At 64.6% G+C, this 25344-nt stretch carries 28 protein-coding genes and 1 tRNA gene; 18 read left to right on the forward strand and 11 right to left on the reverse strand.

What is annotated here, in order from left to right; translation table 11 throughout:
• Positions 1-45 precede the first annotated feature (45 nt).
• Positions 46-1011, reverse strand: coding sequence for a hypothetical protein (locus tag AC1C2Q_RS15215; RefSeq protein ID WP_495450791.1), 966 nt, complete (start codon positions 1009-1011; stop codon positions 46-48).
• A 131-nt stretch (positions 1012-1142) separates the two neighbouring features.
• The gene (locus tag AC1C2Q_RS15220) at positions 1143-1835 is read right to left on the reverse strand and encodes a phosphocholine cytidylyltransferase family protein (RefSeq protein ID WP_495432077.1); all 693 of its coding nucleotides are present in this window, start codon (positions 1833-1835) and stop codon (positions 1143-1145) included.
• Between the two features lie 208 nt (positions 1836-2043).
• Here AC1C2Q_RS15220 and AC1C2Q_RS15225 point away from each other — a divergent pair, with 208 nt between their 5' ends.
• The 3 genes from AC1C2Q_RS15225 to AC1C2Q_RS15235 are packed head-to-tail and all read left to right on the forward strand — an operon-like array spanning position 2044 to position 5531.
• Complete coding sequence (locus tag AC1C2Q_RS15225; protein WP_495450792.1) at positions 2044-3672, forward strand: ABC transporter ATP-binding protein; 1629 nt, start codon at positions 2044-2046, stop codon at positions 3670-3672.
• An 11-nt stretch (positions 3673-3683) separates the two neighbouring features.
• On the forward strand, positions 3684-5213 hold the full coding sequence (locus AC1C2Q_RS15230; protein WP_495450794.1) for a hypothetical protein: 1530 nt from the start codon (positions 3684-3686) through the stop codon (positions 5211-5213).
• A gap of 51 nt (positions 5214-5264) precedes the next feature.
• The gene (locus AC1C2Q_RS15235) at positions 5265-5531 is read left to right on the forward strand and encodes a DUF3039 domain-containing protein (RefSeq protein ID WP_495432080.1); all 267 of its coding nucleotides are present in this window, start codon (positions 5265-5267) and stop codon (positions 5529-5531) included.
• A gap of 20 nt (positions 5532-5551) precedes the next feature.
• On the opposite strand, the gene AC1C2Q_RS15240 is transcribed toward AC1C2Q_RS15235, so the two are convergent.
• Entirely contained in the window at positions 5552-6877 is a 1326-nt protein-coding gene (locus tag AC1C2Q_RS15240) for a nicotinate phosphoribosyltransferase (protein WP_495450796.1), read from the reverse strand.
• A 64-nt stretch (positions 6878-6941) separates the two neighbouring features.
• Between AC1C2Q_RS15240 and murI the strand changes: the two genes are divergently transcribed.
• The 5 genes from murI (at position 6942) to AC1C2Q_RS15265 (ending at position 10616) form a co-directional block, all read left to right on the forward strand.
• The gene (gene murI / locus AC1C2Q_RS15245) at positions 6942-7805 is read left to right on the forward strand and encodes a glutamate racemase (RefSeq protein WP_495450797.1); all 864 of its coding nucleotides are present in this window, start codon (positions 6942-6944) and stop codon (positions 7803-7805) included.
• Positions 7802-8539 carry a ribonuclease PH gene (gene rph, locus AC1C2Q_RS15250; RefSeq protein ID WP_495450799.1) on the forward strand — a complete coding sequence of 246 codons (738 nt, stop codon included), beginning with the start codon at positions 7802-7804 and terminating at the stop codon, positions 8537-8539. Before murI ends, rph begins: the two co-directional genes overlap by 4 nt.
• Positions 8540-8543: 4 nt before the next feature.
• Positions 8544-9140 carry an RdgB/HAM1 family non-canonical purine NTP pyrophosphatase gene (rdgB, locus tag AC1C2Q_RS15255; RefSeq protein WP_495450801.1) on the forward strand — a complete coding sequence of 199 codons (597 nt, stop codon included), beginning with the start codon at positions 8544-8546 and terminating at the stop codon, positions 9138-9140.
• A gap of 61 nt (positions 9141-9201) precedes the next feature.
• On the forward strand, positions 9202-9600 hold the full coding sequence (locus AC1C2Q_RS15260) for a hypothetical protein (protein WP_495450802.1): 399 nt from the start codon (positions 9202-9204) through the stop codon (positions 9598-9600).
• A 98-nt stretch (positions 9601-9698) separates the two neighbouring features.
• The gene (locus AC1C2Q_RS15265; RefSeq protein WP_495450803.1) at positions 9699-10616 is read left to right on the forward strand and encodes a cation diffusion facilitator family transporter; all 918 of its coding nucleotides are present in this window, start codon (positions 9699-9701) and stop codon (positions 10614-10616) included.
• Positions 10617-10623: 7 nt separating this feature from the next.
• Here the strand turns inward: AC1C2Q_RS15265 and ligD are convergent, their stop codons facing one another.
• Positions 10624-12591, reverse strand: coding sequence for a non-homologous end-joining DNA ligase (ligD, locus tag AC1C2Q_RS15270; RefSeq protein ID WP_495450804.1), 1968 nt, complete (start codon positions 12589-12591; stop codon positions 10624-10626).
• 60 nt (positions 12592-12651) lie between these two features.
• On the opposite strand from ligD, the gene ku reads away from it, so the two are divergent.
• A complete protein-coding gene (gene ku, locus AC1C2Q_RS15275; protein WP_495432088.1) occupies positions 12652-13458 on the forward strand; it encodes a non-homologous end joining protein Ku in 807 nt (268 codons plus the stop codon).
• A 9-nt stretch (positions 13459-13467) separates the two neighbouring features.
• On the opposite strand, the gene AC1C2Q_RS15280 is transcribed toward ku, so the two are convergent.
• A complete protein-coding gene (locus tag AC1C2Q_RS15280) occupies positions 13468-14169 on the reverse strand; it encodes a DedA family protein (RefSeq protein ID WP_495450806.1) in 702 nt (233 codons plus the stop codon).
• A gap of 36 nt (positions 14170-14205) precedes the next feature.
• A tRNA-Leu gene (locus AC1C2Q_RS15285) sits at positions 14206-14287 on the reverse strand.
• 135 nt (positions 14288-14422) lie between these two features.
• On the opposite strand from AC1C2Q_RS15285, the gene AC1C2Q_RS15290 reads away from it, so the two are divergent.
• The 7 genes from AC1C2Q_RS15290 to AC1C2Q_RS15320 are packed head-to-tail and all read left to right on the forward strand — an operon-like array spanning position 14423 to position 18859.
• Positions 14423-15565, forward strand: a complete 1143-nt coding sequence (locus AC1C2Q_RS15290) for a TadA family conjugal transfer-associated ATPase (protein WP_495450807.1) — start codon at positions 14423-14425, stop codon at positions 15563-15565.
• On the forward strand, positions 15562-16422 hold the full coding sequence (locus AC1C2Q_RS15295; RefSeq protein WP_495450808.1) for a type II secretion system F family protein: 861 nt from the start codon (positions 15562-15564) through the stop codon (positions 16420-16422). Before AC1C2Q_RS15290 ends, AC1C2Q_RS15295 begins: the two co-directional genes overlap by 4 nt.
• On the forward strand, positions 16419-17363 hold the full coding sequence (locus AC1C2Q_RS15300) for a type II secretion system F family protein (RefSeq protein WP_495450809.1): 945 nt from the start codon (positions 16419-16421) through the stop codon (positions 17361-17363). Before AC1C2Q_RS15295 ends, AC1C2Q_RS15300 begins: the two co-directional genes overlap by 4 nt.
• Positions 17364-17412: 49 nt before the next feature.
• Positions 17413-17610 carry a hypothetical protein gene (locus AC1C2Q_RS15305; RefSeq protein WP_495432180.1) on the forward strand — a complete coding sequence of 66 codons (198 nt, stop codon included), beginning with the start codon at positions 17413-17415 and terminating at the stop codon, positions 17608-17610.
• A 1-nt stretch (position 17611) separates the two neighbouring features.
• On the forward strand, positions 17612-18010 hold the full coding sequence (locus AC1C2Q_RS15310; protein WP_495450811.1) for a TadE/TadG family type IV pilus assembly protein: 399 nt from the start codon (positions 17612-17614) through the stop codon (positions 18008-18010).
• Positions 17982-18437 (forward strand): TadE/TadG family type IV pilus assembly protein, encoded by a 456-nt coding sequence (locus tag AC1C2Q_RS15315; protein ID WP_495450812.1) that lies wholly within the window; start codon positions 17982-17984, stop codon positions 18435-18437. The genes AC1C2Q_RS15310 and AC1C2Q_RS15315 overlap by 29 nt, the downstream gene beginning before the upstream one ends.
• The gene (locus tag AC1C2Q_RS15320) at positions 18434-18859 is read left to right on the forward strand and encodes a pilus assembly protein TadG-related protein (protein WP_495450814.1); all 426 of its coding nucleotides are present in this window, start codon (positions 18434-18436) and stop codon (positions 18857-18859) included. The genes AC1C2Q_RS15315 and AC1C2Q_RS15320 overlap by 4 nt, the downstream gene beginning before the upstream one ends.
• 63 nt (positions 18860-18922) lie before the next feature.
• On the opposite strand, the gene AC1C2Q_RS15325 is transcribed toward AC1C2Q_RS15320, so the two are convergent.
• From AC1C2Q_RS15325 to AC1C2Q_RS15335, 3 genes are read right to left on the reverse strand one after another with little or no spacing between them, the layout of a single operon-like run.
• Positions 18923-19228, reverse strand: coding sequence for an EthD domain-containing protein (locus AC1C2Q_RS15325; RefSeq protein WP_495450815.1), 306 nt, complete (start codon positions 19226-19228; stop codon positions 18923-18925).
• A 39-nt stretch (positions 19229-19267) separates the two neighbouring features.
• Positions 19268-20686, reverse strand: a complete 1419-nt coding sequence (locus AC1C2Q_RS15330; RefSeq protein WP_495450816.1) for a dihydrolipoyl dehydrogenase family protein — start codon at positions 20684-20686, stop codon at positions 19268-19270.
• Entirely contained in the window at positions 20683-21246 is a 564-nt protein-coding gene (locus AC1C2Q_RS15335) for a hypothetical protein (RefSeq protein WP_495450817.1), read from the reverse strand. Before AC1C2Q_RS15335 ends, AC1C2Q_RS15330 begins: the two co-directional genes overlap by 4 nt.
• Before the next feature lie 192 nt (positions 21247-21438).
• Here AC1C2Q_RS15335 and AC1C2Q_RS15340 point away from each other — a divergent pair, with 192 nt between their 5' ends.
• The gene (locus AC1C2Q_RS15340; RefSeq protein ID WP_495450818.1) at positions 21439-22044 is read left to right on the forward strand and encodes a TetR/AcrR family transcriptional regulator; all 606 of its coding nucleotides are present in this window, start codon (positions 21439-21441) and stop codon (positions 22042-22044) included.
• On the opposite strand, the gene AC1C2Q_RS15345 is transcribed toward AC1C2Q_RS15340, so the two are convergent.
• Together AC1C2Q_RS15345 and AC1C2Q_RS15350 are read right to left on the reverse strand one after the other, a co-directional pair.
• Positions 22041-23270 (reverse strand): MFS transporter, encoded by a 1230-nt coding sequence (locus AC1C2Q_RS15345; RefSeq protein ID WP_495450854.1) that lies wholly within the window; start codon positions 23268-23270, stop codon positions 22041-22043. The genes AC1C2Q_RS15340 and AC1C2Q_RS15345 overlap by 4 nt on opposite strands.
• A 64-nt stretch (positions 23271-23334) precedes the next feature.
• Entirely contained in the window at positions 23335-24150 is an 816-nt protein-coding gene (locus AC1C2Q_RS15350) for an endo alpha-1,4 polygalactosaminidase (RefSeq protein WP_495450819.1), read from the reverse strand.
• Between the two features lie 48 nt (positions 24151-24198).
• Here AC1C2Q_RS15350 and prfB point away from each other — a divergent pair, with 48 nt between their 5' ends.
• Positions 24199-25311, forward strand: a complete 1113-nt coding sequence (gene prfB / locus AC1C2Q_RS15355; protein WP_495432101.1) for a peptide chain release factor 2 — start codon at positions 24199-24201, stop codon at positions 25309-25311.
• Positions 25312-25344 lie beyond the last annotated feature (33 nt).

Here is a 25344-nt window from a genome sequence, read left to right on the forward strand (position 1 = left end):
GCGAGCGACCCCAGAAGGGCGCACCGCAGGAACGGGGGAGAACCCCTAAGAATCCGTATCTGTGGGCACCGAGTCGCCGGTATCCACCTCACGCTCCAGGCTGCGCTGCTTGCGCTTGCCACGGGTCACGTCATTGACTTTGTGCCCGACCCAGCCCGCGCCTCGCACCACCGTTCCCGCAGCCCCGGAAACGGCCGATCCGGCGAAGCGCGCACCGCGCAGCATCCGCAATTCGAGTTTCTCGGCGCCGGCGACCGGTTCCAACTCGGCCGGCAGCACCACGGGCGCCGCACCGAACGCGCGGCGCGATGTCGTCAGCACGCGCCTGCCCAGCAGATGATTCCCCGCTCCGCCGACTGCAGCCCCGACGCCGAACGGCAACGCCTTGCCAAGAATGGATGCACCGCCTGCCGCGGCGAAGTGCCGCACGAACACTGTCTTGAGCTGGTCAACGACCGGCCCGACGGCCGCGCGGGGGAGCGATTTCGTCACAAGCTCACCCCAGTACGACGACCGGGCGCCCCCACGACCGGTCGCCTGATTAGCCAGCTGGCTGACCAGATCCACGCCCTCTTTGCCGAGCATCAGCGTCATCACCAGCGCGCGCGCCCGATCAGGGTTCTCGATCGCGATGCCGTGAACCTCCGCAACGGACTGCGCGAACAGAGCCGTCGACTCGACGAACCCGATCGTCTCCACACCCGACAGCGCCAGGGTGATTCCGGTGCCGATACCAGGAACGACGGCAGTTGCTCCGACGGCTGCGCCCCCGGTCGTCACCGCTGCGAGGTAGCGGCGCTCAAGAATTCGCACGAGCAGATCCGGTGTGGCATCCGGATTGCGCAGACGGATGCTGCGGATATGAGCGAGTACGAGAGGGCGCTGAATGGCCAGCACTCGATCGAGCCCGCGCACGGCGAACGGGTGCTCATCCGAACCCACGGGAGCAACACCCCTGTCCCACGGAGAATCGCCGGGGAGGGAGTGGATCTTGTGCACTTTCTTGGCCATCACGACGATCTTAGGTTCGTCTGCAGGGAGAAAGCAGAGAGATCAGGGAGAAAGCAGAGAGCCGCCCCGTCCTCACGCTCAGGAAGCGGGGAAGGGGCGGCTCTCGGAAACGCGTGTCAGACCGGCGTGTGTCAAACGTACAGGTTCGCGCGCTCGAGGTCTTCTGCGAAGTCGACCTCGACGGCGTACAGATCAGAGACGTCCATCGGCTCCAACAGCAGTCCGTCTTCGGCGATCGCGAGTTCAAGCCCGCGCTCGAAGTAGTCCTGATCCTCGACGCGCTGCAGTTGACGCATGAACGCCTTCTTGTGTGTCGACGAGATGTAGTTGATGCCGACCGCTTCGCCGAGGCCACCCTTGACGGTCTTCGACAGCTCGTTGATGAAGCCCTCGGCCGTGACCGTGTACTTCACCTCTTCGTCGCTCACCCTGGAGGTGTTGACCGTGACGAACGACTGGTCGCGCTCGATGAACTCGATTGCGCGGCCGAGGATGAGCGGGTCGAAGACGACGTCACCGTTCATCCAGAGCACGCCGTTCTTGCCTGTCGCACCTAGTGCACGCAGCAGGCTCTTGGAGGTGTTGGTCTCGTCGTAGCGCTCGTTGTGGACGTAGTTGACGTTCGGAAACGCCTCGATGATCGTCTCGGCGCGGTAGCCGACGACTGCGGTGATGCGGGCATCGCTGCCGAAGGCCGTACGGATGTTCTCGTGCTGCTGCTGCATGATCGAGCGGCCATCGCCGAGCTCGGTCAGCGGCTTCGGCAGGGCGCGGCCGAGGCGTGAGCCCATGCCAGCGGCGAGAATGACGGTCTGAAGAGTCACGAATACTCCTAAAAAAGAATCTGTGTTCACGGCCGGTTCATCGGCCAGACACCCCTTCGTGCCGAGTTCATGCTAGCGACGACTGCTGGGAACCCTCGGGGTATGTGGCCGCCGTTGCCATTTCGTGATCAGGTACACACCGGATGCACAGGTGTCAATTATTTCGCTCGACCCAGAGAAAGTCCATCCCCATTGATAGCGTAAGACGGTGACTTCTCCCCTTGATGACCGTGCCGATCAGACGGAAGACGTGACGGACGCGTCTGCCGACACCTCCGCACCGCGCGCCACGCGTCCTGCTGCCGAGAAGCCCCCCGCACGCACGACGAAAGCGGCGGCAGTGAAGACGGCGGCCGCACGCTCCACGACCGCCGCGAAGAAGCCAGCGATCAATAGCGCCGCTTCTACGGCAAAGGCCGGCGCTGCCAAGACTGCGGGGAGCACGTCGGCAGCGAAGAAGACCAGCACGGCCAGGACCGCGGCAGCAAAGGATGCTGCGTCGCGCGCCGCGACAACCAAGACGGCCGCACAGAGGGCAGCAGCTAAGACAGCCTCGGCAAGAACATCGGCAGCGAAGACCGCCGCAGCAAAGAGTGCGGCCGCCAAGCGCGCGGCTGCAGAGGCTGCTGCCGCGGCCAAGGACGCCGCGGCGAACGAATCATCCGTAGACATCGTCGAGATCGCCGCACCTCCGGTGAAGCGTAAGCCACGAACCAAGTCTGCCGTCGCCGCCGACGACGCGGCGCCCACCGCCGAGGCGGTCAGCGCTCCGGTACCTGTTGAGCCGGCGCTCACCGGAACCGTATTGGTCGATGCGTCGCCCGCTGAGGGGGCAGCTGTCGAGCCTGAACCGGTCGAGGCTGTTCCGGTCGAGGCTGCTCCCGTCGAGCCTGAACCCGTCGAGGCTGTTCCGGTCGAGTCTGAACCCGTCGAGTCCGGGCCGGAATCAATCGAGTTGGAGCAGGAAACGACCGAGCCTGACTCTGAGACCGCGCCCGAGCCCGCCAGCGCATCCACGGATGAAGCGGATGAAGCGGATGAAGCGGCAGCGTCGGACGCCGTCGACGCCACCCCCGCCCCCGACGCTGTCGTGATTCGCGGTCTTGTCAAAGACTTCGGCGACCATCGCGCAGTCAACGGCATCGACTTGAATATTCCTGCCGGATCCTTCTACGGAATCGTCGGACCGAACGGCGCGGGAAAGACGACAACCCTGTCGATCCTTGCCGGGCTTCTTCGCGCCGATGCCGGTCAGGTCGTCGTCTGCGGCATCGATCAGGCGACCGATTCTCTCGGAGCCAAGCGTGTCATGGGCGTGCTGCCCGATCGTCTTCGCACCTTCGACCGATTGACCGGCCGCCAACTGCTGCATTACTACGGGCTGCTGCGTGGGCTCTCCGCTGATGTGATCGAGAAGCGGTCCGCCGACCTGGTTCGTGCCTTCGACCTCGCTGACGCCGTCGGCCGTGTCGTCTCCGACTACTCAGCCGGCATGACCAAGAAGATCATGCTCGCTGGGGCCATGATTCACTCGCCGCGCGTGCTGGTGCTCGATGAGCCATTCGAAGCTGTCGATCCGGTGTCATCAGCGGTGATCCTCGACATCCTCCGTGCCTATGTCGCCCACGGCGGCACTGTCATCCTGTCCAGCCACGGAATGGACCTCGTCGAACGGGTCTGCTCTCGCGTGGCGATCATCGTCGGTGGCGATGTGCTGGCTGAGGGAACCATTGAAGAAGTGCGTGCCGGTCAGACGTTGGAGTCTCGTTTCGTCGAGCTCTCCGGCGGCATCGGCGAGGTGGAGGGTCTCGAGTGGTTGCACACGTTCTCCGACTGAGGTTTGCGTTGATGTTCGGCGCCCTCCGGGGTGGACGAGCAGCGCGTTCGCTCGTGGGCCTTGCCGTGCTCATCGTCATCACGGGCGCGGTCTGCGTTGCCATCCTGAGCCTTGCGGATGCTCCGCTGCCTGTCGCACGTACCGTGCTCGTGCTGGGAGGCGCCGCGACCTTCCTCGGTTTCCTGCTCGGGCCCATTTTCACTGGCGCAACGGATCAGCTCGATCCGCGACGGTTCGGTGTCTTCGGTCTCGACGGCCGACAGCTGCCGTGGATCCTCGCGCTCGCGTCGCTGATCAGCGTGCCGTCGTTCGCGTTGCTCGCGATCATCGTCTGCTCAACGATCGTCACCATTGAACTCGGGTCGCCGTGGCCCGCTGCTGTTTTGGCTGCGTTCGTCCGGCTGCTCGCATCGACCATTGCGGCGCGGATCGGGATGGCGTTCAGCGCGTTTCTGCTCCCCGAACGACGCTCTCGAGAGCTAACCGCGCTGTTTGGGCTGGCTATCGTCGTCGTGGCGTTCCCCGTCGCGGTCTTCTTCGCCTCGCTGGAATGGGACGGGCAGGTGCCAGAAGCTGTCGCCGTTGTGGCGACCGTGGCAGGATTCACGCCGTTCGCAGCGGCCGCGGCCTTCCCGCTTGCGATCGCGGCCGGAGACGGCATGGACATGTGGATCACCGGGATCGTCGGGGTTGTCGCGCTCGTTGCTCTTTGGATGCTGTGGTCCTGGCTCGCTCGTCGACTGCTTACCACTACCCCGCGCCCTGCGACATCTCGCGAACGCTCTGGCCTCGGCTGGTTCGGGCTACTGCCAGCAAACGCATTCGGCGCCATCGCTGCTCGCAGCCTCGTCTACTGGCTGCGTGATCGCCGTTACATCGTGAACTTCGCCATCGTGCCCATCGCTGGCGTGCTGACGGTCTTCCCGCTGCTCGTCGCCGGAGTGCCGCTGTACATCGCCGCACTCGTGCCTGTCCCACTCATGGCGCTGTTCTTCGGCTGGCTGCCGCACAACGACGTCGCCTATGATTCCACGGCGCTCTGGACTCACGTCGCCAGCGGGGTGCGAGGGCTGCCCGATCGCCTTGGACGACTCATCCCGGTCGCCCTGGTCGCAGTTCCAACCCTTGCCGTCGCGATCTCGCTGACCTTGGCCCTGGTCGAGAGTTGGTATCTGCTCCTCCCGATGATCGGACTCGCGTCGAGTCTGTTCCTCTCGGGTCTCGGGCTCTCCAGTGTCTCCTCGGTGGTCTCGCCGTACGCGGTCTCACGCCCAGGGGACAGCCCGTTCCAGCAGCCTCAGCGATCGGCATCCCGTGGCGGCTTCGGACCCGCCGTCGCCTTCATCGGCGCAATTATTATGAGCGTGCCCACGATCTGGCTGTTCATCATGACAGTGGTCGCGGACGGCATTTACAACCCGATGACCTTCTGGATCGGCATCGGATCGGGACTGGTCGTCCTCGTGCTCGGTGCCGTTATCGGCGGGCGAATCTATGATCGCGGGGGCGAACGACTCATGGAGTTCGTCGAGACGGCATGAGCGAAGCCGATTCGCGCCCGTCGCGTCGCCAAGACGGTTAGAATCAGCGCTATGAGTACTCCGCTTGACAGCCCCGATCAGGGCGGTGTCGCCACGCTTGATCGCGAACTGGAAGAACTTCTCAAAGAAGAGAACCTCGAGCCGGGCGACCACGAGCGCTTCTCGCACTACGTGAAGAAAGACAAGATCATGGAGTCCGCGCTCTCCGGCAAGCCGGTGCGTGCGCTGTGCGGCAAGAAGTGGACTCCGGGTCGTGACCCGGAGAAGTTCCCGATCTGCCCGACGTGCAAAGAGATCTACGAATCGATGATTCGCTGACGGTTCGACAGCTTCAGAGGTCAGCCGGCATCGACGAACACTGTCGGGATCGCAGGATCTGATTTGCTGAGCGCCAGCGCACGCACGGGCATTTCTTCGCGAACGCGCAGGTGATGCTCCCTCGCGGATGCCGTGCCCACGGCGCCTTCGTACGCGCTGTTGATCTCGCCGCCGTCGACGAGCAGAACCTGCAACGGCCGCGAGTCTGGATATTCGCCAGCGGTCCCCAACGCTTCGAACCCGTCGGATACGACCACCGTCTCAGCTGTCGCCACGCCGTCGCGCAGCGTGCGGAACGCGGCCTTGCGGCCGCCCTTTGAGCCCTTGTCGGTGGCGGTCTTCGTCACCGATACCCAGCCGCCAGACGGATCCTGCCGGGCGACCAGTTTGTAGACCATGCCGGCTGTCGGATACCCGGATCCGGTGACTACGGAAGTGCCGACACCGTAGAAATCGACAGGGGATGCCGCGAGGGCAGCGATCGCGTATTCATCGAGGTCGCTGGTCACGGTGATCTTCGTCTCCGTCGCGCCGAGTTCGTCGAGTTGAGCGCGCACGACTGCGGCGACGGTCGGCAGGTCGCCGGAATCCAGTCGCACGCCGCCGAGCCCTGTGCCCGCCACTCGGATGGCGGTTTCCACGCCTGTTCGGATGTCATAGGTGTCGACGAGCAGCGTCGTGTCGACACCGAGGCTCTCGATCTGGGCGCGGAAGGCGTCTTCCTCAGTGTCGTGCAGCAGCGTCCACGAGTGAGCTGCCGTGCCCATGGTCGGGATGTCCCACGTTCGGCCTGCTTCGAGGTTGCTGGTTGCAGCGAAACCGGCAATATATGCCGCCCGAGCCGCCGCCACTGCGGAATGTTCGGCCGCTCGACGTGAACCCATCTCCGCCAACGGCCGCTCCCCAGCGGCGATGCTCATGCGTGAGGCTGCGGTTGCGACTGCGGAGTCGTGATTGAGCACGCTCAGCGCGAGCGTCTCCAGCACCACCGCATCCGCAAAGGTGCCCTCGACAGTAAGAATGGGGGAGCCGGGGAAGTAGAGCTCACCCTCGCGGTATCCGTCGATAGATCCGGTGAATCGATAGTTCTCCAGATACGTCAGGGTCGAGGCATCCACTACTCCGCCATCGCGAAGGAAGCGCAGCTCCTCATCGCCGAAACGGAAGTCTCTGAGCAGAGAGAGCAGGCGTCCTGTGCCCGCGACGACGCCGAAACGGCGCCCGCCGGAGAGACGCCTGGAGAATACCTCGAACACACTCGGGCGTGCTGCCGTGCCATCGCGCAGCGCCGCTGAGAGCATCGTGAGTTCGTATCGGTCCGTCAGCAGAGCCGTCGACGAGTTCATGCGCTCAGCTTAGTGAGCGTGGCGGCACGCCGGTGACTTCAGCGCGCGGGTAGGCTGGGTAGTCATGAACGACGCGCCGATCGGAATCTTCGACTCCGGTGTCGGCGGGCTCACTGTGGCTCGCGCGATCCGGGCCCAGTTGCCTCGTGAATCTTTCGTCTATATCGGCGACACCGCACATTCGCCCTATGGCCCGAAGCCCATCGCCGAGGTGCGGCGCTATTCGCTCGAAGTGCTGGACACGTTGGTCGATCAGGGCGTGAAGATGCTCGTGATCGCGTGCAATACGGCATCCGCCGCGATGCTCCGTGATGCCCGAGAGCGCTACGACGTTCCTGTCGTCGAGGTCATCGGGCCCGCCGTTCGTCGCGCCGTCTCCACGACTCGAAACAACCGGATCGGCGTCATCGGCACCGTTGGAACCATCGGGTCTCGCGCATACCAGGACATGCTCGAGGTCGACGAGCGCCTACAGGTGTTCACCGCAGCCTGCCCACGGTTCGTCGAGTTCGTTGAGGCTGGCATCACCGGCACTCCTGAGGTTCTCGCCGAGGCTGAGGCATACCTTGCACCCCTGCGTGACGCCGACGTCGACACGCTTGTGCTCGGATGCACGCACTATCCGTTCCTGCGGGGCGCGATCAGCTACGTCATGGGTGAGGGCGTCTCTCTCGTCTCCAGTGACGATGAGACCGCGGGCGACGTCTACCGGCAGTTGACGCGCGGCGATCTTCTCGCACCGCCGGATGCGGTATCGAGCTACACATACGAGGCGACCGGAGAATCCACCGAGGAATTCACGGCTCTCGCCAACCGGCTGATGGGCGCCGAGGTGCGCAACGTGCAGCACGTGCAGACCGGTGTCATCACTCTTCCCGACCTCTCCGAGCTGGCTGAAGCCGGCATCCAACCAGAAGGAACTTCATGACTGACATCGTTCGCGTCGACGGCCGCTCCGTAGACCAGCTCCGCGAGATCACGATCGAGCGTGGGTGGAGCGCCCAGGCCGAGGGATCTGCGCTGATCAGCTTCGGCGGCACCAAGGTGCTGTGCACGGCGTCGTTCACGAATGGTGTGCCGCGCTGGCTCACGGGCAAGGGCAAGGGCTGGGTGACCGCCGAATACGCGATGCTGCCCCGCGCCACGAACAGCCGCAACGACCGCGAGAGCGTCAGAGGCAAGATCGGTGGCCGCACGCACGAGATCTCGCGCCTGATCGGCCGGGCCCTGCGCGCAGTCGTCGACACCAAGGCGTTGGGCGAGAACACCATCGTCATCGACTGCGATGTGCTGCAGGCCGACGGTGGCACCCGCACCGCCGCGATCACCGGTGCATACGTCGCGCTCGCTGACGCCATCGAGTGGGGTCGCGAGAAGAAGTTCATCGGAAAGAACGCCACGCCGCTGCTGGACTCGGTCGCCGCCGTGTCGGTCGGGATCATCGACGGTGAACCGATGCTCGATCTGGCATACACCGAGGACGTGCGTGCCGAGACCGACATGAACATCGTCGTCACCGGCCGCGGACTGTTCGTCGAGGTGCAGGGCACCGCCGAGGGCGCTCCCTTTGACAAACGCGAGCTCGACGCACTGCTCGAGCTCGGTGTCAACGGTTGCGTAGACCTGAAGGCACGCCAGCTCGCAGCCCTCGCGGGGGAGTGAACGCATGACCAAGGTCGTCCTCGCGACGCACAACCCGCACAAGATCGCTGAGTTCCAGCAGATCATCGCGATGACGAGACCCGACCTTGAGGTCATCGGCTACGACGGTCCCGAACCTGTCGAGGATGGCGTGACTTTCGCGGAGAACGCGCTGATCAAGGCACGCGCCGCGGCAGAACTCACGGGGCTCACCGCGTTCGCTGACGACTCCGGCATCTGCGTAGATGTGCTGGGAGGATCGCCCGGCATCTTCTCCGCATATTGGGCAGGACAGAAGAAGGATGCGCAGTCGAACCTCGAGTTGCTGCTAGACCAGCTCTCCGACATCACCGACCCGCACCGCACTGCACAGTTCATCTCCACGATCGCGCTTGTGACGCCGAACGGCACAGAGCATACGGTGGAGGGCGTCTGGCCAGGGCGTCTCGCGCACAAGCCCTCCGGAGCGAACGGCTTCGGTTACGACCCGATTTTCATCCCGGACGGTCAGCCCGCTGGCGCCGAGCGCACTACGGCAGATTTCAGTAGCGAAGAGAAGCAGTCGCAGTCACACCGGGCGCGTGCCTTCGAGGCGTTTGTCCCGCTGTTGAAGACGCTCTGACGCGCATCCGATTCAACGTCTACCTATACCGTGGCGAGGGGTGCCGCAGTAAGCTGACGCCGTGAATCCTTGGGATCTGGTGTTCTCCGCGGTCGAACAGGCACCAAAGGCGCCGAACTTGTGGGGAGCGCTCGGGTGCGCAATGGCGTACGCCGCCGCATTGCTGGCGGCGCTGGATTCGTTCGCCGACATGCTGCTCGCCCGCGCAGGTGCCGCACGCGGCCTCGCCCCTGCACACGGGCTGAAAATCGGTGGCAAGCTCGCGGCAGCCGCGATCGCCGTGACTTCTGCAGCGCTGGTCCTCGCGCTGGATTCGAATTGGTTCGCCTTCACGTCACTGTCCACCGCGTTCGTGATCGTGGTGGTTGTCGCAGTATTGCTGATGCGGCGAAACGCCCGATACTCCGCGAGATCGGCCGTGCCGACCCCGCCGGCCCCACCGCTCGAGCGAGATCGCTAGACGCGGGTGCTGGCAAGATGGTGAGACTGGTTCTCGTTACCCTTCCCGACTAGCCGCAACAGACCTTTCGGGGTGCCGCCCCGGGCTAGCCTGGTGACATGCATGATCACGCACATGGGGGAGGGCTCCGCGGTTCCAGCAACCGTCGGCTGCTGACCATCTCGCTGTGCCTGACGGCCACGGTGATGCTTGTGCAGGTCGTCGGTGCGATCCTCACCGGATCGCTCGCCCTGCTTGCGGATGCTGCCCACATGTTCACGGATGCATCGGCACTGGTGATCGCGCTGATCGCCAGCGCCGTGGCAGCGCGCCCCGCAGATGACAGACGCACGTTCGGCTATCAGCGGGCGGAGGTGTTCGGCGCGCTGATCAACGCGATCATCCTCATTGTTCTGTCGGTGTCGATCGGGATCGAGGGCGTCAGACGTCTGCTGGAGCCTGCCGAGACTGAGATTGCCGGACCGCTCATGCTCGTGGTCGCCGTCATTGGTCTGATCGCGAACGCGATTGCGATGTGGCTGCTCAGCTCCGCACAGAAGACCAGTATCAACGTGCGCGGCGCTTACCTTGAGGTCCTCGGCGACCTGATCGGTTCTGCCGCTGTGATCGTCGCCGCCGTCATCATCGTCACGACCGGATGGATGCCGGCGGATGCCATCGCCTCGCTGCTCATCGCCGTCATGATCATCCCTCGGGCGATCGTGTTGCTGCGCGAGGTGTTTTCGGTGCTCGCCGAATCTGCACCGAAGGACACGCACGTCAGCGAGATCCGTGATCACCTGCTCGCATTCGACGGTGTCACCAACGTGCATGACGTGCACGTGTGGCAGCTCACCAGAGGTGCGCCCGTCTTTACCGCGCACGTCGAGGTCGCTCCTGACTTTATGGAGTCAGGCCGTTCCGTAGAACTGCTGGAGCACCTGCAAGGCTGCCTTGCAGACCACTTCGACGTCGCGCATTCCACGTTCCAGATCGAGTCCGCCAGCGCCCCGGACTGCCAAGACGCTCACGCCTGAGCATCCGTCATTCAATGACGATCTCGCCGGCCTCCTTGTCCGGTCGGAGCCCTCGCCAGCTGGCGTGTCGCAGCGAGCCATCCGGCGTCCAGTTCGCGAACTCCACCTCGCCGACGAGTACCGGCTGCACCCACAGGGCGTCGCGCGCATCGGCATCCGGGACACCCACAAGCGGATTCGTGTCGGTGCGCAACGGTTCCAGGCGTGCGGTGAGATCACGGAGGGCGCGATCATCGAAGCCGGTTCCCACACGCCCGACATAGCGCAGTTGCCCGGTCGCAGAACCTGCCGCAGAACCTGCCGCTGAGTCGGTCGAAGCATCCGGCACGCCCAACAGCAGCGATCCGATGCTCCCTCCGCGATTCCCCTTGCCGGGGCGGATGCCAGCAATGACGACCTCTTGCGTGCGGGTGTGCTTGATCTTCACCCACGAGCCGGAGCGCACGCCGGACCGATACGGTGAGCCCGACTCCTTGACGACGATCCCCTCCAAGCCGAACTCGCGACTCATCGTCAGGGCAGCATCCAAATCATCGAACACGGGTGGCGCTGCCACCGGCGCATCCGCACTTTCCACGAGAGTCTCTAAGAGCGCGCGCCTCTCGCGGAGCGGGAGTCTGGTCAGGTCGTGCCCGTCGAGGCGAAGCAGATCGAACAGATAATACGCAACGGGAGTTCGCACCACCTCGCGCTCGATTTCGCGACCCCGGGTGAGGTGCATTCGGCGCTGCAAGAGGCTGAAGCTGGGCCGCCCCGAAGCATCCAGTGCAACGATCTCGCCGTCAACTATCGCTTCAGCTGAGGCGAAGCGCGGTGCCCCATCGGCGGTGAGTTCTGGGTAGCGCGCCGTGATGTCTATACCGCTGCGGGCATGCAATTGCATCCGGCCATCACGCCATGTTCCGATCGCGCGGATGCCGTCCCACTTGATCTCGCTCCACGGCTCGCGCAGCGCTCGAGCGAGACCGGGCGTGCCAGGCTCCGCGAGCATGGGCGTGATCGGTCCGGATGCCGCCGTCGCGCGCGCCGTTGGTGCCGCTGTGACGACTGGCCTGGCTTCCGCCGCTTGAGCGTGACGAGAGGTGCGCTTGTGCGCAGGCACCGAAAAAGGATCGATGCCTGCCTCAACCCGCGACGCAACCTCTTCGAATGTCAGCTGTCGCAGCTCGGGGTCGTCGAGTTCCTCCCACATGCGCGGCGCGGCCGCAGTTGGCTGTGCGCGCCCGCGCAATGAGTACGGCGAGATGGTGGTCTTCGAGCCGTTGTTCTGACTCCAGTCGAGAAAGACCTTTCCACCGCGTGCGGCCTTCGCCATGGTGCTGGTTGCGATATCCGGATGATCGGATTCGATCGCTCTGGCGAGCTCTTTCGCGATCGCTGAGGCCTGGTCGCTCGTGTAGGTGCCATCCAACTGCGCGTACAGATGTAGCCCTTTACTGCCGCTCGTCACGGGGACAGGTTTCAGGCCGATATCGCTCAGGATCACTCTGGCGAGACCTGCGATGTGGGCGCACAGCGTCAGATCGGCTCCTGGGCCAGGGTCGAGATCCAGCACGAGCCGGTCCGGGTTGCTCTGAGTTCCGTCGCTCGCGAAGCGCCATTGCGGTACGTGTAGCTCGATACTCGCCACCTGAGCGAGCCACACGAGCGTCGGCAGATCATGCACCAGGGGATAGTCTTTCGCGCCGCCGGAGTGGTCGATCGGCAGGCGCTCCACCCACTCTGGGGTGCCAGGCTCCACCTGTTTCGCGAAGAACGGCTCTGCCGGAGCATCCGCGGTGCCGACGCCGTGAACCCAGCGTTTGCGAGTGACTGGCCGGTCGGCGAGAAGCGGCAGCATCCGCGGAGCCACTCGCGTGTAATAGGCGATCACCTCGCCCTTGGTCGTGCCCGTCTCGGGATAGAGCACTTTGTCGAGGTTCGTCAGGCGCAGGCGCCTGCCATCGACTTCGACCACCTGCGCGTCGCCTGGCATGTCGAAAGAGTAACCGCAAGAGGTGGCATTCGGGGGAGTAGACGGTGTCTACTGGTGTGTATGAGGACGATCTGGAAAGGCGCCTTGACGTTCGGGCTGGTGAACGTGCCGGTGAAGGTGTATTCCGCCACCGAAGACCACGACGTGTCGCTGCATCAGGTGCACGATGAAGATGGCGGCCGCATCCGCTACAAGCGCACCTGCGAGGTCTGTGGTGAGGTGGTGGCGTATTCGAACATCGACCGTGCCTACGAGGATGACGGCCAGATGGTCGTGCTCACCAAGGAGGACCTCGACGCGCTCCCCGCTGAGCGCAGCCGCGAGATCGACGTCGTCGAATTCGTTCCGAGTGACCAGGTCGATCTGCTGACCCTCGACAAGGCGTACTATCTCGAGCCGGACTCGACGTCTCCGAAAGCCTATGTGCTGTTGCGCAAGACCCTGGAGCAGACCGAGCGCACCGCGATCGTGCGCTTCACACTGCGGCAGAAGACGCGGCTAGCGGCGCTTCGCGTACGCGGCGATGTGCTCGTGCTGCAGACGCTGCTGTGGGCGGACGAGGTGCGCGAAGCCGCGTTCGAGTCGCTCAGTGCAGAGGTAAAGATCTCCAAGAAGGAGATGGAGCTGTCGGCGAGCCTGGTCGAGAGCTACTCCAGCGACTTCGATCCTGAGGCTTTCGTCGACGAATACCAGAAGGAACTCAAGACGCTTATCGACGCGAAGATCGAGGCGGGCGAGAGCTTCGATGTCACCGAGACCTTCAAGGACGATCAGGTCGAGAGCAAGGGCGGCGAGGTCATCGATCTGATGGAGGCGCTGCGCGCCAGTGTGGAGCGGTCTCGCGAGCAGAAGCGCGACGCCGGGTGATCGGCAGGCTCAGTCCTGAGTGCCGACAGCATCCGCATTGCTGGTTCCACCGGCGGCGATCGCTTTTGCGACCTTGCGGCGCTCTGCAAGGTAGTGCCAGACGGTGATGATCACGGTGCCGAGGACGACGGCCAGCAGGATCAGGTCGATGTACTCGGTAACCAGATGGGCGATCCAATCGATATACGCGATGAGATAGCCGAGCATGGTGAGTCCGAAGCCCCACAGCACAGCGCCGATGAGGTTGTACAGCGAGTATCGCCGCCACGGCATATGACCGACGCCGGCCGCGACCGGAGTGAAGGTGCGCACGATCGGAACGAAGCGGGCGAGCACGACCGTCAGACCGCCGAAACGCTCGAAGTAGGCGTTGGTCCGTTCGACGTTCGTGCGCGAGAAGATGCCGGAGTCCTTGCGCTCAAAGATGGCAGGGCCCGCTTTGTGGCCGATCAAGTACCCCACTTCGCCACCGAGGAACGCGGCGAAGGCGATGCAGAGTCCGACGATCCAGATGTTCACGTGGAATACGTCATTGGTGTGGGTGAGTAGACCCGCGATCACCAGGAGAGTGTCACCGGGCAGCAGGAACCCCACCAGCAGACCGGTTTCGGAGAAAATGATCAGGCATACGACGAGCAATGCCCAGCCACCCGCAGAGCTGATGATGCTCTCGGGGCTCAGCCAATCCGGAAGGAAGGCGATCTGATGCATGGTGTCCCGTCATAGGGGATGGAATTGTGTTGATCGTGCGGAAGGTGGGACTTGAACCCACACGCCCTAAGGCACAGGAACCTAAATCCTGCGTGTATACCAATTTCACCACTCCCGCGTGGTGATTTCAGTCTAGGGGAATGCCGGATCTGCTGGCAGCGGGGCAGCCCGGCCGAATACTTCTGGATATCCCGAAACATTGCCCTGTGGATAACTTCCGAGGCTGACCGCGAATTCTTGCGAGGATGCCGGAGTGAGCCAGCCGTCCCTCCTCGTTGCCGAACGTGTGCGCAGGCGCCTGCGCGCGGAGCGCACGGATCCTTCGCTTGCGCCTGAGGAAGCCAGGCGGATCGCGCAGTCAGAAGTCCGGCGGCACAACGACCTCGCACTATCGCGTGGGGACGCGATGATCGATGACGAATCTGCCTGCGTGCAGGATGTGCTGGCCTCCGTCAGCGGATTCGGAGCCCTGCAGCCGCTTCTCGACGATGACAGCATTGAAGAGATCTGGCTGAATGGCCCAGGTCAGGTCTACATCGCGCGTGGCGGGGTATCGGAGCGGGTTCCGCTGCGACTCACTGATGCAATGGTGCGTGATCTCGTCGAGAGGATGCTGCAGTCCACTGGCCGCCGGGTGGATATCAGTCAGCCATTCGTTGATGCCTCGCTGCCGGATGGATCACGCCTGCACGTTGCGATCGCGGATGTCGTTCGCGGTTCGTGGGCCGTCAATATTCGCAAGTTCCTCCCGCATCACCGCACTCTGGATGCCCTGGTGGCGGTCGGGTCGATGCCCGAGCACATCGCCGCTACGTTGCGCACGGCGATGAACGATGGGGCCAGCGTCATCGTGTCCGGCGCGACACACACCGGAAAAACGACGCTGCTGGGGGCGCTGCTGGCGTCGTGCGCCGAATCACAGCGAATCATCACGGTCGAGGAGACGTTTGAGCTCGCCGTGGACGGCCCCGACCTTGTCGCCCTCCAGGGCAGGCAGGCGAGTCTCGAGGGGACCGGTGAGATCACGCTGCGCCGGCTGGTGAAGGAGGCGCTGCGCATGCGACCTGACCGGCTCGTGGTCGGAGAGGTGCGTGACGCCGAAGCGCTGGATCTCGTGCTGGCACTGAACACCGGTGTGCCTGGCGCAGGAACCGTCCATGCGAACTCTGCAGTCGAGGCACTCGAGAAGCTCACGATCCTGCCGCTGCTCGCTGGGCGCAACATCGATCGCTCGTTCATCGCGCCCGCTCTCGCGTCAGCTGTCTCGCTCATTGTGCACTGCGCGCGCGATGGCGCAGGCGCGCGCTTCGTCGCTGAGGTGGTTGCGCCGACTGGCGAGGTCGTCGAGGGGCGGATCATCACTCGATCGCTGTATCGCGCGGAGCCGCGTTCATGACGCTGTTCGTCGGCGCGATGCTCGCTGCAGGGATGCTGTTGTGCGTTTCACCGTGGCTCTGGCCACGTCGTGAGCGGGAGGCGCGTCGAACTCCGGACTCCGGATGGCTGGCTCGGCTCATCGACGAGGCAGGGTTTGCGTCGGTCGAACAGCGAACCGTGGTCGCGGTCGTCGTCGCCGTCGGACTTCTTGCAGCCTCTGTGGTGTGGCTGATCACGGGCATCGCGGTGCTGGCAGTGCTCGGCGGCGCGGCTGCTGCGAGCGCACCGATAGCCTTCCTACGCTCGCGCAAGCTGCGCCTGCTGAAGGCACGCAGACAGTTGTGGCCCGATGTCTGCGATCTCCTCATCGCGTCGATCAGAGTGGGACTCTCGTTGCCGGATGCGGTGGCGAGCCTGGCGGATTCCGCCCCGTCGATGGTGCGGCCGGCTTTCGTCGTCTTCGCCAGAGATCTGCGCGGCACTGGGCGGTTCGAAAGCAGTATCGATCGGCTCAAGACAGCGCTCGCCGATCCCATCGCCGACCGCATCATCGAGTCGCTGAAGATGGCACGACAGGTCGGCGGCACCGAGCTCACTGGTGTGCTGCGCGCGCTGTCATCGTCCGTACGTGCGGATGCCACGCTCCGAGGTGAAGTCGAGGCGAAACAGTCGTGGGTCCGCGGTGCAGCGGTGCTGGGTGTCGTCGCGCCCTGGGTGATCCTGGTGCTCCTCGCGATGCGCCCAGAGGGCGCGCAGGCCTATGCCAGCCCGGAGGGCGTGCTCGTGATCTGCGGTGGTGCCGCCGTATCAGTGATCGCGTTCCGCATCATGGTGCGCATCGGCCGCCTGCCCGAGCCTCGGAGGTGGTTCGCATGACCGGGATCACGGATGCCGCGATGGCGATTCTGCTGGGCGGGTTGCTGGCCGCTGGCGTCCTCTGCATCCTTGCGGCGGCACCGCGATGGCGTGCCGCATCGCTGACCATGCGCATCGCACCCTATGTGCGGGATGCCGTCGATGATGCGGTGCTTCCGATCGGGATGCTGCCGAGGGTAGGGGTGCTTCCCGCGCACGCCGCCGGTGGTGTGGCGAGGCTGAAGGCACTGTTGCTGCGCGGGTTCGGAGACAGTGAAGCATTGGCACAACGCCTCGACCAAGCCGGAATCAACGAGGGCCCCGCGGCGTTCCGCGGACGACAGTTGGGGTGGGCGCTGGCAGGTTTCGGCGGCGGGAGCGTGCTGGTCATCATCCTCGCGCTGACTGGGCGGATGACGCCGCCTGCGGCGGCCCTGCCGGTGGTGCTCGGTGCCGGCACGGCGATGGCGCTTGACATGCTGCTCTCGGCACGAGTGAAAGCGCGGCTCAGTCGACTCAGCGACGAACTGCCGACCACGCTGGAGTTTTTGGCACTGTGCTTGTCTGCAGGCGAAGGGTTTCTGGATGCGCTGCGCAGAGTTGCCGCGATCGGCTCGGGGGAGCTAACGGGAGAGTTGCGGCAGGTCGTGCTGGCGGTCGGAACCGGGTCATCGTTGGCCGACGCGCTCGGCGAGATGGCGGCGCGGTTGCGCCTGCCAGGGGTGTCGCGTGCGACCGATCAGATCATCGCCGCGCTTGAGCACGGTGCACCGCTGGCCGGAGTACTGCACGCGCAGGCGTCTGATGCCCGTGAAGATGCGAAGCGGATGCTGATCGAGCAGGCGGGGCGGCGCGAGATTTTGATGATGGTGCCTCTGGTGTTCCTGATCCTGCCGCTGTCTGTGCTGTTTGCTGTGTTCCCCGGAATGTTCATTCTGCGCCTTGGTATCGGCATCGGCTGAGGCCTCTGCGCTACCGAAGATCTGTGATTTACCGACGAAAGGACCGATGATGAATCGAATTCAAAGCTGGTGGACGACGGCAACGGCCGAGGCGCGAGCATTCGGCGAGGATGAGAACGGCGACGTTCCCGGCTGGGTGCTCGTCACGTTGATGACGGCTGGCCTTGTCGTGGTGATTTGGGCTGTCGCGGGCCCCGCGCTGCTCGGGCTGTTCGAGCAGGCGATCTCGAGCGTGTCCGGAATCTGACATGCGGTGGCGAGCAGAGGCGGTGGATGATCGCGGGTCTAGTCCCGTCGATTTCGTGCTCGTCGGCTCGCTGCTGACTGTCCTGACGCTCGCCGTTCTGCAATTGGGGCTCGCCGTCTACGTGCGCAATGTCGTGCATGACGCGGCAGTCGAGGGCGCACACTACGCGGCGCTCGCGGATACCTCTCTTGAGGAGGGCGCCGAGCACGCTCGCCTCTTCATCACGCGCGCCGTGGGCGGCTCGTTTGCGGAGGACGTCAGCATCGCTGAGAGCGGCAGTCTGGGGCATCCCACCGCGGTCGTCACCGTGCGAACGACCCTTCCGCTCATCGGATTGCTGGGTGTTCCGTTCGCGCTGGAGGTGGATGCCGATGCGCCGATGGAGTCGCTGGGGCCATAACGACGAGGGCTCAGCCGCGCTGGAGTTCCTCACCGCGGGGGTCATCTTCCTCGTGCCGCTGGCCTACCTGATCATCACACTGGGGGTGATCCAGCAGAGCACGTTGGGTGCGGAGGCCGCAGCCCGCCACACTGCCCGCGTGATCGGCCAGTCACACGACGCCGAATCCGCTGCGCGCAGCAGCGCCGCGGTGCTGGCTAACATCATCGACGAGTATGGCTTGGACTCCGACAACACCGGAGTCTCCATCTCTTGTCTTCCGGCAGGCGTGCCCTGCCCGTCTTCCGGTGTGACGGTGCTGGTCACGGTGGACACGTGGGTATCCTTGCCGTTCGTTCCGCCGATCTTCGGACTCGACAGCGCGACGCGCATCCCGCTGCAGGCAGAGGCAGCGCAGAAGCTGTCGCGGCTGTGGAGCACGGAATGACTTGGCAGTGCGGGCAGGCGGATGATGAAGGCGGCAGTATCTTGCCGCTCCTGCTCGGCTACGTCGTGCTCGCGCTCGCCGTGATTTCAGTGTGCGTCTGCGCTACTGACCTGCACATCACGCAGAAGCGACTCGATTCCCTCGCTGATTCCGCTGCGCTGGCCGGAGCCGACGGCTTCACGCTCGTCATCGACGGGGAATCCGTGCGTGCCGTGCTCACCGATGACGGCGTCCGCGAGCAGGCAGAGGTCATCGTGACGGCCATCTCGACGGAGGCGACTCTGGTGTCGGCATCCGCGCCCGATGGCGTGTCTGCGCAGGTCACGGTCGCCGCCGCGTGGCATCCGCCCCTGTTCTCACCGTTCGTCCCGGACGGCATCCAGCTCGAATCGACCGCGACTAGTCGTACGGCGTTGCGGTGACCTGCCGGAAGAACGGCACTGCCATTGGGGGCGCAGTTCGCATTACTGCGCCCCCGACGACGTTCAGGCTCGTTCGATGTCGGAGAACAAGCCGATGAACGGCACCCCGGTGCCGATCAACCGCTGGAAGAACTCTCCCGCGACCGGTGTGGCGACAGCAGCCGAGGCCGCTTCATACGTCTCGAAGTACAGGTCGAGGGTCCGATGCGCCGGCGTGGGTGTCCCGTCTTCTTTGGGCCAGACTTTTGCTGCCTCGAATCGTTGCAGCGCCGGGAGCTGTTCGGCGAGAGCGGCGATCTCCGGGTAGGCGATTTCGAACTGGTCTGGGTCGCTGGGGTTCTCGATGACGATGGTGATCTTCGTGGGCATGATTTCACTTTCCTTTTCTGGTTATTACTACGTCACTTGCTATGCGGCCGGTCGGCCGTAGGTCTCCAGGAGCCGGAGCCAGATCTCGCTGATGGTCGGGTATGCGGGCACGGCGTGCCAGAGGCGTTCGATGGGGACTTCTCCGACGATGGCGATGGTGGCGGCGTGGACGAGTTCCGCGACGTCTTGTCCGACGAAGGTGGCGCCGACGATCAGGTGCCGATCTTCGTCGACGATGAGCTTCGCGTGCCCGGTGTAGCCGTCGGCATGGAGCTTCGCTCCGGCGACCCAGCCGAGGTTGTACTCGACGGCCCGGTAGTTGAGCTGCTTCTGCTTGGCGCCTTCTTCGGTGAGTCCGACGGCGGCGACCTCCGGGTCGGTGAACACGACGCGCGGCACCGCTGTGTGATCTGCGGTGGCGACGTGTTGTCCCCACGCCTCGTCCGAGATCGGCGAGCCATTCAGGCGTGCCGCGATTGCTTCGCCGGCGGCTCGTGCCTGGTACTTGCCTTGATGAGTGAGCATCGCACGCCTGTTGACGTCGCCGACGGCGTAGAGCCAATCGGTGCCGCCCACGAGCATGGTGTCATCCACGGCGATTCCGCCGCTGACGTCCAGCCCCAGGGCTTCGAGACCCAGATTGTCGGTAGCGGGGCGGCGCCCCGTCGACACGAGGAGCTCGTCCGCGCTGATGGTGGTGCCGTCAGCGAGAGCGATGGTGACGATGCCGTCGGCGTCGCGGTCGACTCTGGTGGGGGTGGCCGCGGTGTCGACGTGCACGCCTTCTGCGAGCAATGCTGCCGCGACATGCTCGCCCACGAACGGTTCTTCGCGCTCCAGCAGGCGGGTGCGGGAGAGCAGCGTGACCTGAGAGCCGAGCGAGGAGAACGCGAAGGCGAGTTCGGTGCCGGCGACTCCGCCACCGATGATGGCGAGTCGGGCAGGCACGTGATCTGCAGAGGTGGCTTCCCGAGTGCCCCATACCGAGGCATCGGCGAGGCCGGGAATCGGAGGGAGGACGGGAACTGAGCCCGTCGCGATTGCCACCGCCCTGGCTGCGTAGACACGATCGCCCACCAGGACCTGCCCGCGGCCGGTGATATGGCCGTGCCCGCGGATGAGGTCGATCCCGGCGGACTCGAGCCAGGAGACCTGTCCGTCGTCTTTCCAGCCGTCGGTGAACGACGTGCGTCGTGCGAGGACAGCGGCGGCGTCGATGTGGTCGGCGACCGCCTCCCGCGCTCCGGCCAGGCGGCGGGCGGCGCGGATCGCGTGTCCGCTGCGCAGGAGCGCCTTGGAGGGCATGCATGCCCAGTAGGAGCACTCGCCTCCGACGAGCTCGGATTCGACGATCGCGACATGGATGCCGCGCTTCTTGGCGTAGTCGGCGACGTTCTCGCCGACCGCCCCGCCGCCGATGACGATCAGGTCGTAGTCGTATGCAGCGGAGGCGGTCATGCTGCGACCTTCTTGCGCAGCACGATGGACAGGCGGATGGCGGAGATCAGGAAGAAGATCGCGCCCAGAAGGGCGTAGCCGGCGACTCCGGTGATCATCCCGTTGCCCTGAAGGCCCTGCGCGACGAATGCCCCACCGGCGAATAGCGAGATGCCGCCGGACAGCATCTGCGGAACCTGCCCGCCGTTGCGGCGGTTGCGGATGGCGGTGATCAGCTGGGGGAGACCCGCGCCGATGGCCCACACGCCCCACACGATCAGCGCAGCGGCTGCGGACACCGTCGATGCCCAACCCAGCGCGATCGCGACGAGCACGCTGACGACGACGTTGATCCATTCCGAGGCCTTCGCCCGGTGGCTGTCGCCTGCAGAGCGGATCTGCCAGAAGACGGATGCCGCGTCGAACAACGGGTACACGATCAGCAGGATCGTGAGGGCGAGCCCCGCGGTACCGCCGGTCAGAAACAGCAACGCTGCCCAGACCACGGTGAAGCCGAAGCGGATGAAGTAGAGGCGGCGCAACGCGCCGCTCAAGCTGGAAGAGGAAGTGGTTTCTGACATTCTCGACATTTCTTTCTGATAGAGATCGACTGGTAGAGTTACTAGTACGTCTACATAGAAAGATAACCCGTCTCGGCCTCGAACGCAAGCGACACCATCACCACCATCGAGACTGACTAGTACGACTAGGTAAGAAACCGTGAAATCCTGGAAGCTCTGATGCGACCTGCCCGACCCAGACCGGAGCCCGAAGTGCAAGATGAGATAACCACCCCCGCGGCGAAGTCATCGAAGGGTGCGAGCACACGACAGCGGATTCTCGACGCTGCCAACGAGTTGTTCTACAACCACGGCATCCGCGCGACGAGCGCCGACCGGATCATCGAGCAGGTCGGCATCACCAAGGTCACCTTCTACCGACATTTCCGCACTAAGAGCGACCTCATCGTCGCGTACCTCGAGCAGCAGTCGGCTGCCGAGCAGGCTTGGATGAGAAGCACGGTCCACGAGGGGGACCCGCTCGCCACGGCGCGTACGATCGCTGCCGGCATCGGTGCAGCCAGTTGCAGCCCGGGGTTCCGCGGATGCGCGTTCATCAATGCGGCCGCGGAGTATCCCGACCCTCAGGATCCGGTTCGCCTCGCCGTCGATGCGCACCGAGGCTGGATGATTGATTTCTTCGCCGGGATCGCGGACCAGTCGGGCGTGCGCGATGCCGGTTCCGTGGCGAATCAGCTCATGATCCTTCGCGACGGCGCCATGGTCAACGGCTACCTCGGCGACTCGCTCACGCTCGCAGGTTCTCTCGAGGCGGGATTCTCCTCAATTCTCGGGACCGCTGACGACAACGGGCGTTAACGGGCGTCTGGTCGTCGCGGACTGAAGCGGGGAATCCAGCGGATGAATCCGAGCGCGCCGAGAAGTCCGACGATGCCCATGACCCCGCTCGCGAACGACAACGAGGCGATGGCAGTCACGCCCGCCACGATGAGCGGAGCGACTGCGCCGCCGGCATCCGTCAATGTTCGCCACGAGCCGAGGAATGTGGCCGGCTCCTGCTGCGGTGCGATATCGGCGCCGAGCGTCAGCAGGATGCCGCTAGAGAGGCCATTTCCGACACCGAGCACCGCGGCGAGCATCCCGAACCACAGAACGGCGGTATCACCATCGTGAGTGAAGGAGAGTGCGAGGAAGCCTGCGCCCATCAGCACCATCGCTGGCATCGCCGCCCACAGCCTGCCGAAACGATCCATCACCTGCCCGCTGGCATAGAACAGCGCAAAATCGATCGCGCCAGAGATGCCAACGACGAGGGCGATCGTCTGCGCGTCGAGCCCGAGTGAGAGGCCCCACAGCGGCAGCACCACCTGTCGAGCGGAGCGCACCGCCGACAGTGATGCTGCGGCCAGTCCGAGACGGCCAAGCACCCCACGGTAGTGCCACATGGTACGGAAGATCCCGGCCCGTTCCAGTGTCGGGATCGATCCGGTCACCGCCTCGCCGGTGTCCTCCGAGATGGTGAAGGATGAGGCAGCGCGCACCGGGGGGATCGTCTTCTCCGGGTCGGGCCCGAAAGTCACGAGCACGACCATGCCGAGTAAGCACGCGAGGAAGAACCAGATCGACGCCTGCTCGCGTCCGAAAACCTGCAGGAGGGCTGCGGTGACGAACGGCCCGATGAAGATGCCAAGGCGGAAACTGCCGCCGAGCAGCGATAGCGCACGGGCGCGGAAGGCGATTGGAACGCGCGTCGTCATGAACGCGTGTCGTGCGAGGCCGAATGCCGCAGCGCAGAATCCGAGTACGAACACGGATGCCGCGAACACTCCGAGAGCCGGGGCAAGGAGCATCCCGAGTACGGCGACCATCGCGATGAGGCCGGCGATCACCATCGTGTAACGCTCGCCGATGCGGGCCACGGCCCACCCGGCCGGTAGATTCCCGCACAGTTGGCCGACGACGAGCGCCGAGGCGACAAGGGCAGCGAAGGCGACATCGGCGCCCATGCTCGCGGCGATGATCGGAATCAGCGGGAGCACTGCACCCTCGCCGAGCGAGAACAGAATGGTGGGCAGGTACACCATCGGCCCGAACTGCTTCAGGACTGACGACGCGCTGCTCACGGTGCCACGCTACTCTGCTCGCGGTTCAGCAGGTTTCGCGCACGTACGTGTCGTCGGTGGGGGTGGTGAGGTCGCGGTCGCGCAGTATCGTCGTCGTCGGTGTCTCCGCATCGGCGCACATCTCCTGAAAAGTACGGGGGAGCGTGTCGGTGTACTCGACGTTCAACACTGCGGTGCCGTAGACGTCCGTATACGCCGCGCACTCGCGGTAAGCAGCGCACTCTTCACTGATGGCGAAGTCGAAGCCGCTCTCCTTGCGGAACATCTGGGTGTGCTCGGCGGCGTTCTTCTGGCCCACCGCGAGATCGGCTTCGTGTGCAATGACAACGAGCCGGCCGGCGAGAGCGGACGCATCCTCGGCCGACAGGGCCCCGTTGGATCGGGTGAACGAGTCGAGGTTGTCCAGCTCCACCGCGTCGAACCCGTCCGATGCGCAGCCGCGGATCCACTCGCCGACCCGCGCGGCGATCACGTCCTGCGCAGTAGCGGAGGAGATGTCCAGAAGGGCCTCATCCGGCCAGTCCGGATCCCGCACCGGCTGCCCATCGGCATCCATCAGCACGCTCTGATCGGGCCAGTCCGAGAGCTCTCCAGGCTGCGTCTGGAAGGCGTTGATATAGCAAATTGAATAGACGCCGGGTTGCGGCTCATCTGTGCGGTCGCGCACGATGATCCCGACACCTTCCGCTGGTGGATACCCTCCACCGAGCTGGTAATCGAACGCGACGCCGTCGGGAAGAGATGCTCGCGCAGCGCCCTGCGCATCGGGAGTGGATGCCGCGCACGAGACGAGAGTGGATGCCACGACAAGGGCCACGCCGACGGCGGCAAAACGGCTCACAGAGATATGCACATATCAGGGTAACCACGCACGATAGGCTGAGGTGCCATGCTCGAACTCGATATCGCCGCCGAAATTCAGGCGCTCAAGCACACCTTCAGTGACATCAGCGAGGTCGTCGATGTCAACCGAATCCGCGAGGATATCGTCCGCCTCAGTGAGGAAGCGGGCGCACCCGACCTCTGGGAAGACACCGAGCACGCGCAGAAGGTCACCAGCGCACTCAGCCACCGACAGTCCGAGCTTGCTCGCATCACCGGCATTGGCAGTCGCCTCGACGATCTCGAAGTGCTGGTGGAGCTCGCCAACGAGATGGAAGACGAAGACTCCGCTCAGGAGGCCCAGCGTGAGCTTGAGGCACTGAGCGCGGTCATCAGTCAGCTCGAGGTGCAGACCCTGCTCGACGGCGAATATGACGAGCGCAACGCGATCATCACCATCCGCTCCGGCGCCGGCGGCGACGACGCCACCGACTTCGCCGAGATGCTCATGCGCATGTACCTGCGCTGGGCCGAGCAGCACAATTACCCCGCCAAGGTCATGGACACTTCCTACGCGGAGGGTGCAGGCATCAAGTCCGCCACCTTCGAGATCACGGCTCCCTACGCCTTCGGCACGCTGTCGGTTGAGGCTGGCACGCACCGACTCGCACGCATCAGCCCGTTCGGCTCTGCCGACAAGCGCCAGACCAGCTTCGCCGCGGTCGAGGTCATCCCTCTGATGGAGGAGGCCACCGCGGTCGAGATTCCCGAGAACGACATCCGGGTGGATGTGTTCCGCTCGTCCGGTCCTGGTGGACAGTCGGTCAACACGACCGACTCGGCCGTGCGCCTGACTCACCTTCCCACCGGCATTGTCGTGTCGATGCAGAACGAGAAGTCGCAGATCCAGAACCGCGCCGCAGCAATGCGCGTGCTACAGACCAGACTCCTGCTGTTGCAGAAGGCGCAGGAAGCAGCCAAGAAGAAAGAGCTCGCCGGCAACATCACGGCGAGTTGGGGCGACCAGATGCGCTCGTACTTCCTCTACGGTCAGCAACTCGTCAAAGATCTGCGCACCGGCCACGAATCAGGCAACCCCGCAGCGGTTTTCGATGGTGATCTCGATGGCTTCATCTCGGCTGGCATCCGATGGCGCAAGCGCAGGGACGACGACGACTGACCTGCACCGGGTGTCGCTCGCTGTCAGGCCGGA

It is taken from the genome of Microbacterium sp. Y356 (genome assembly GCF_059445355.1).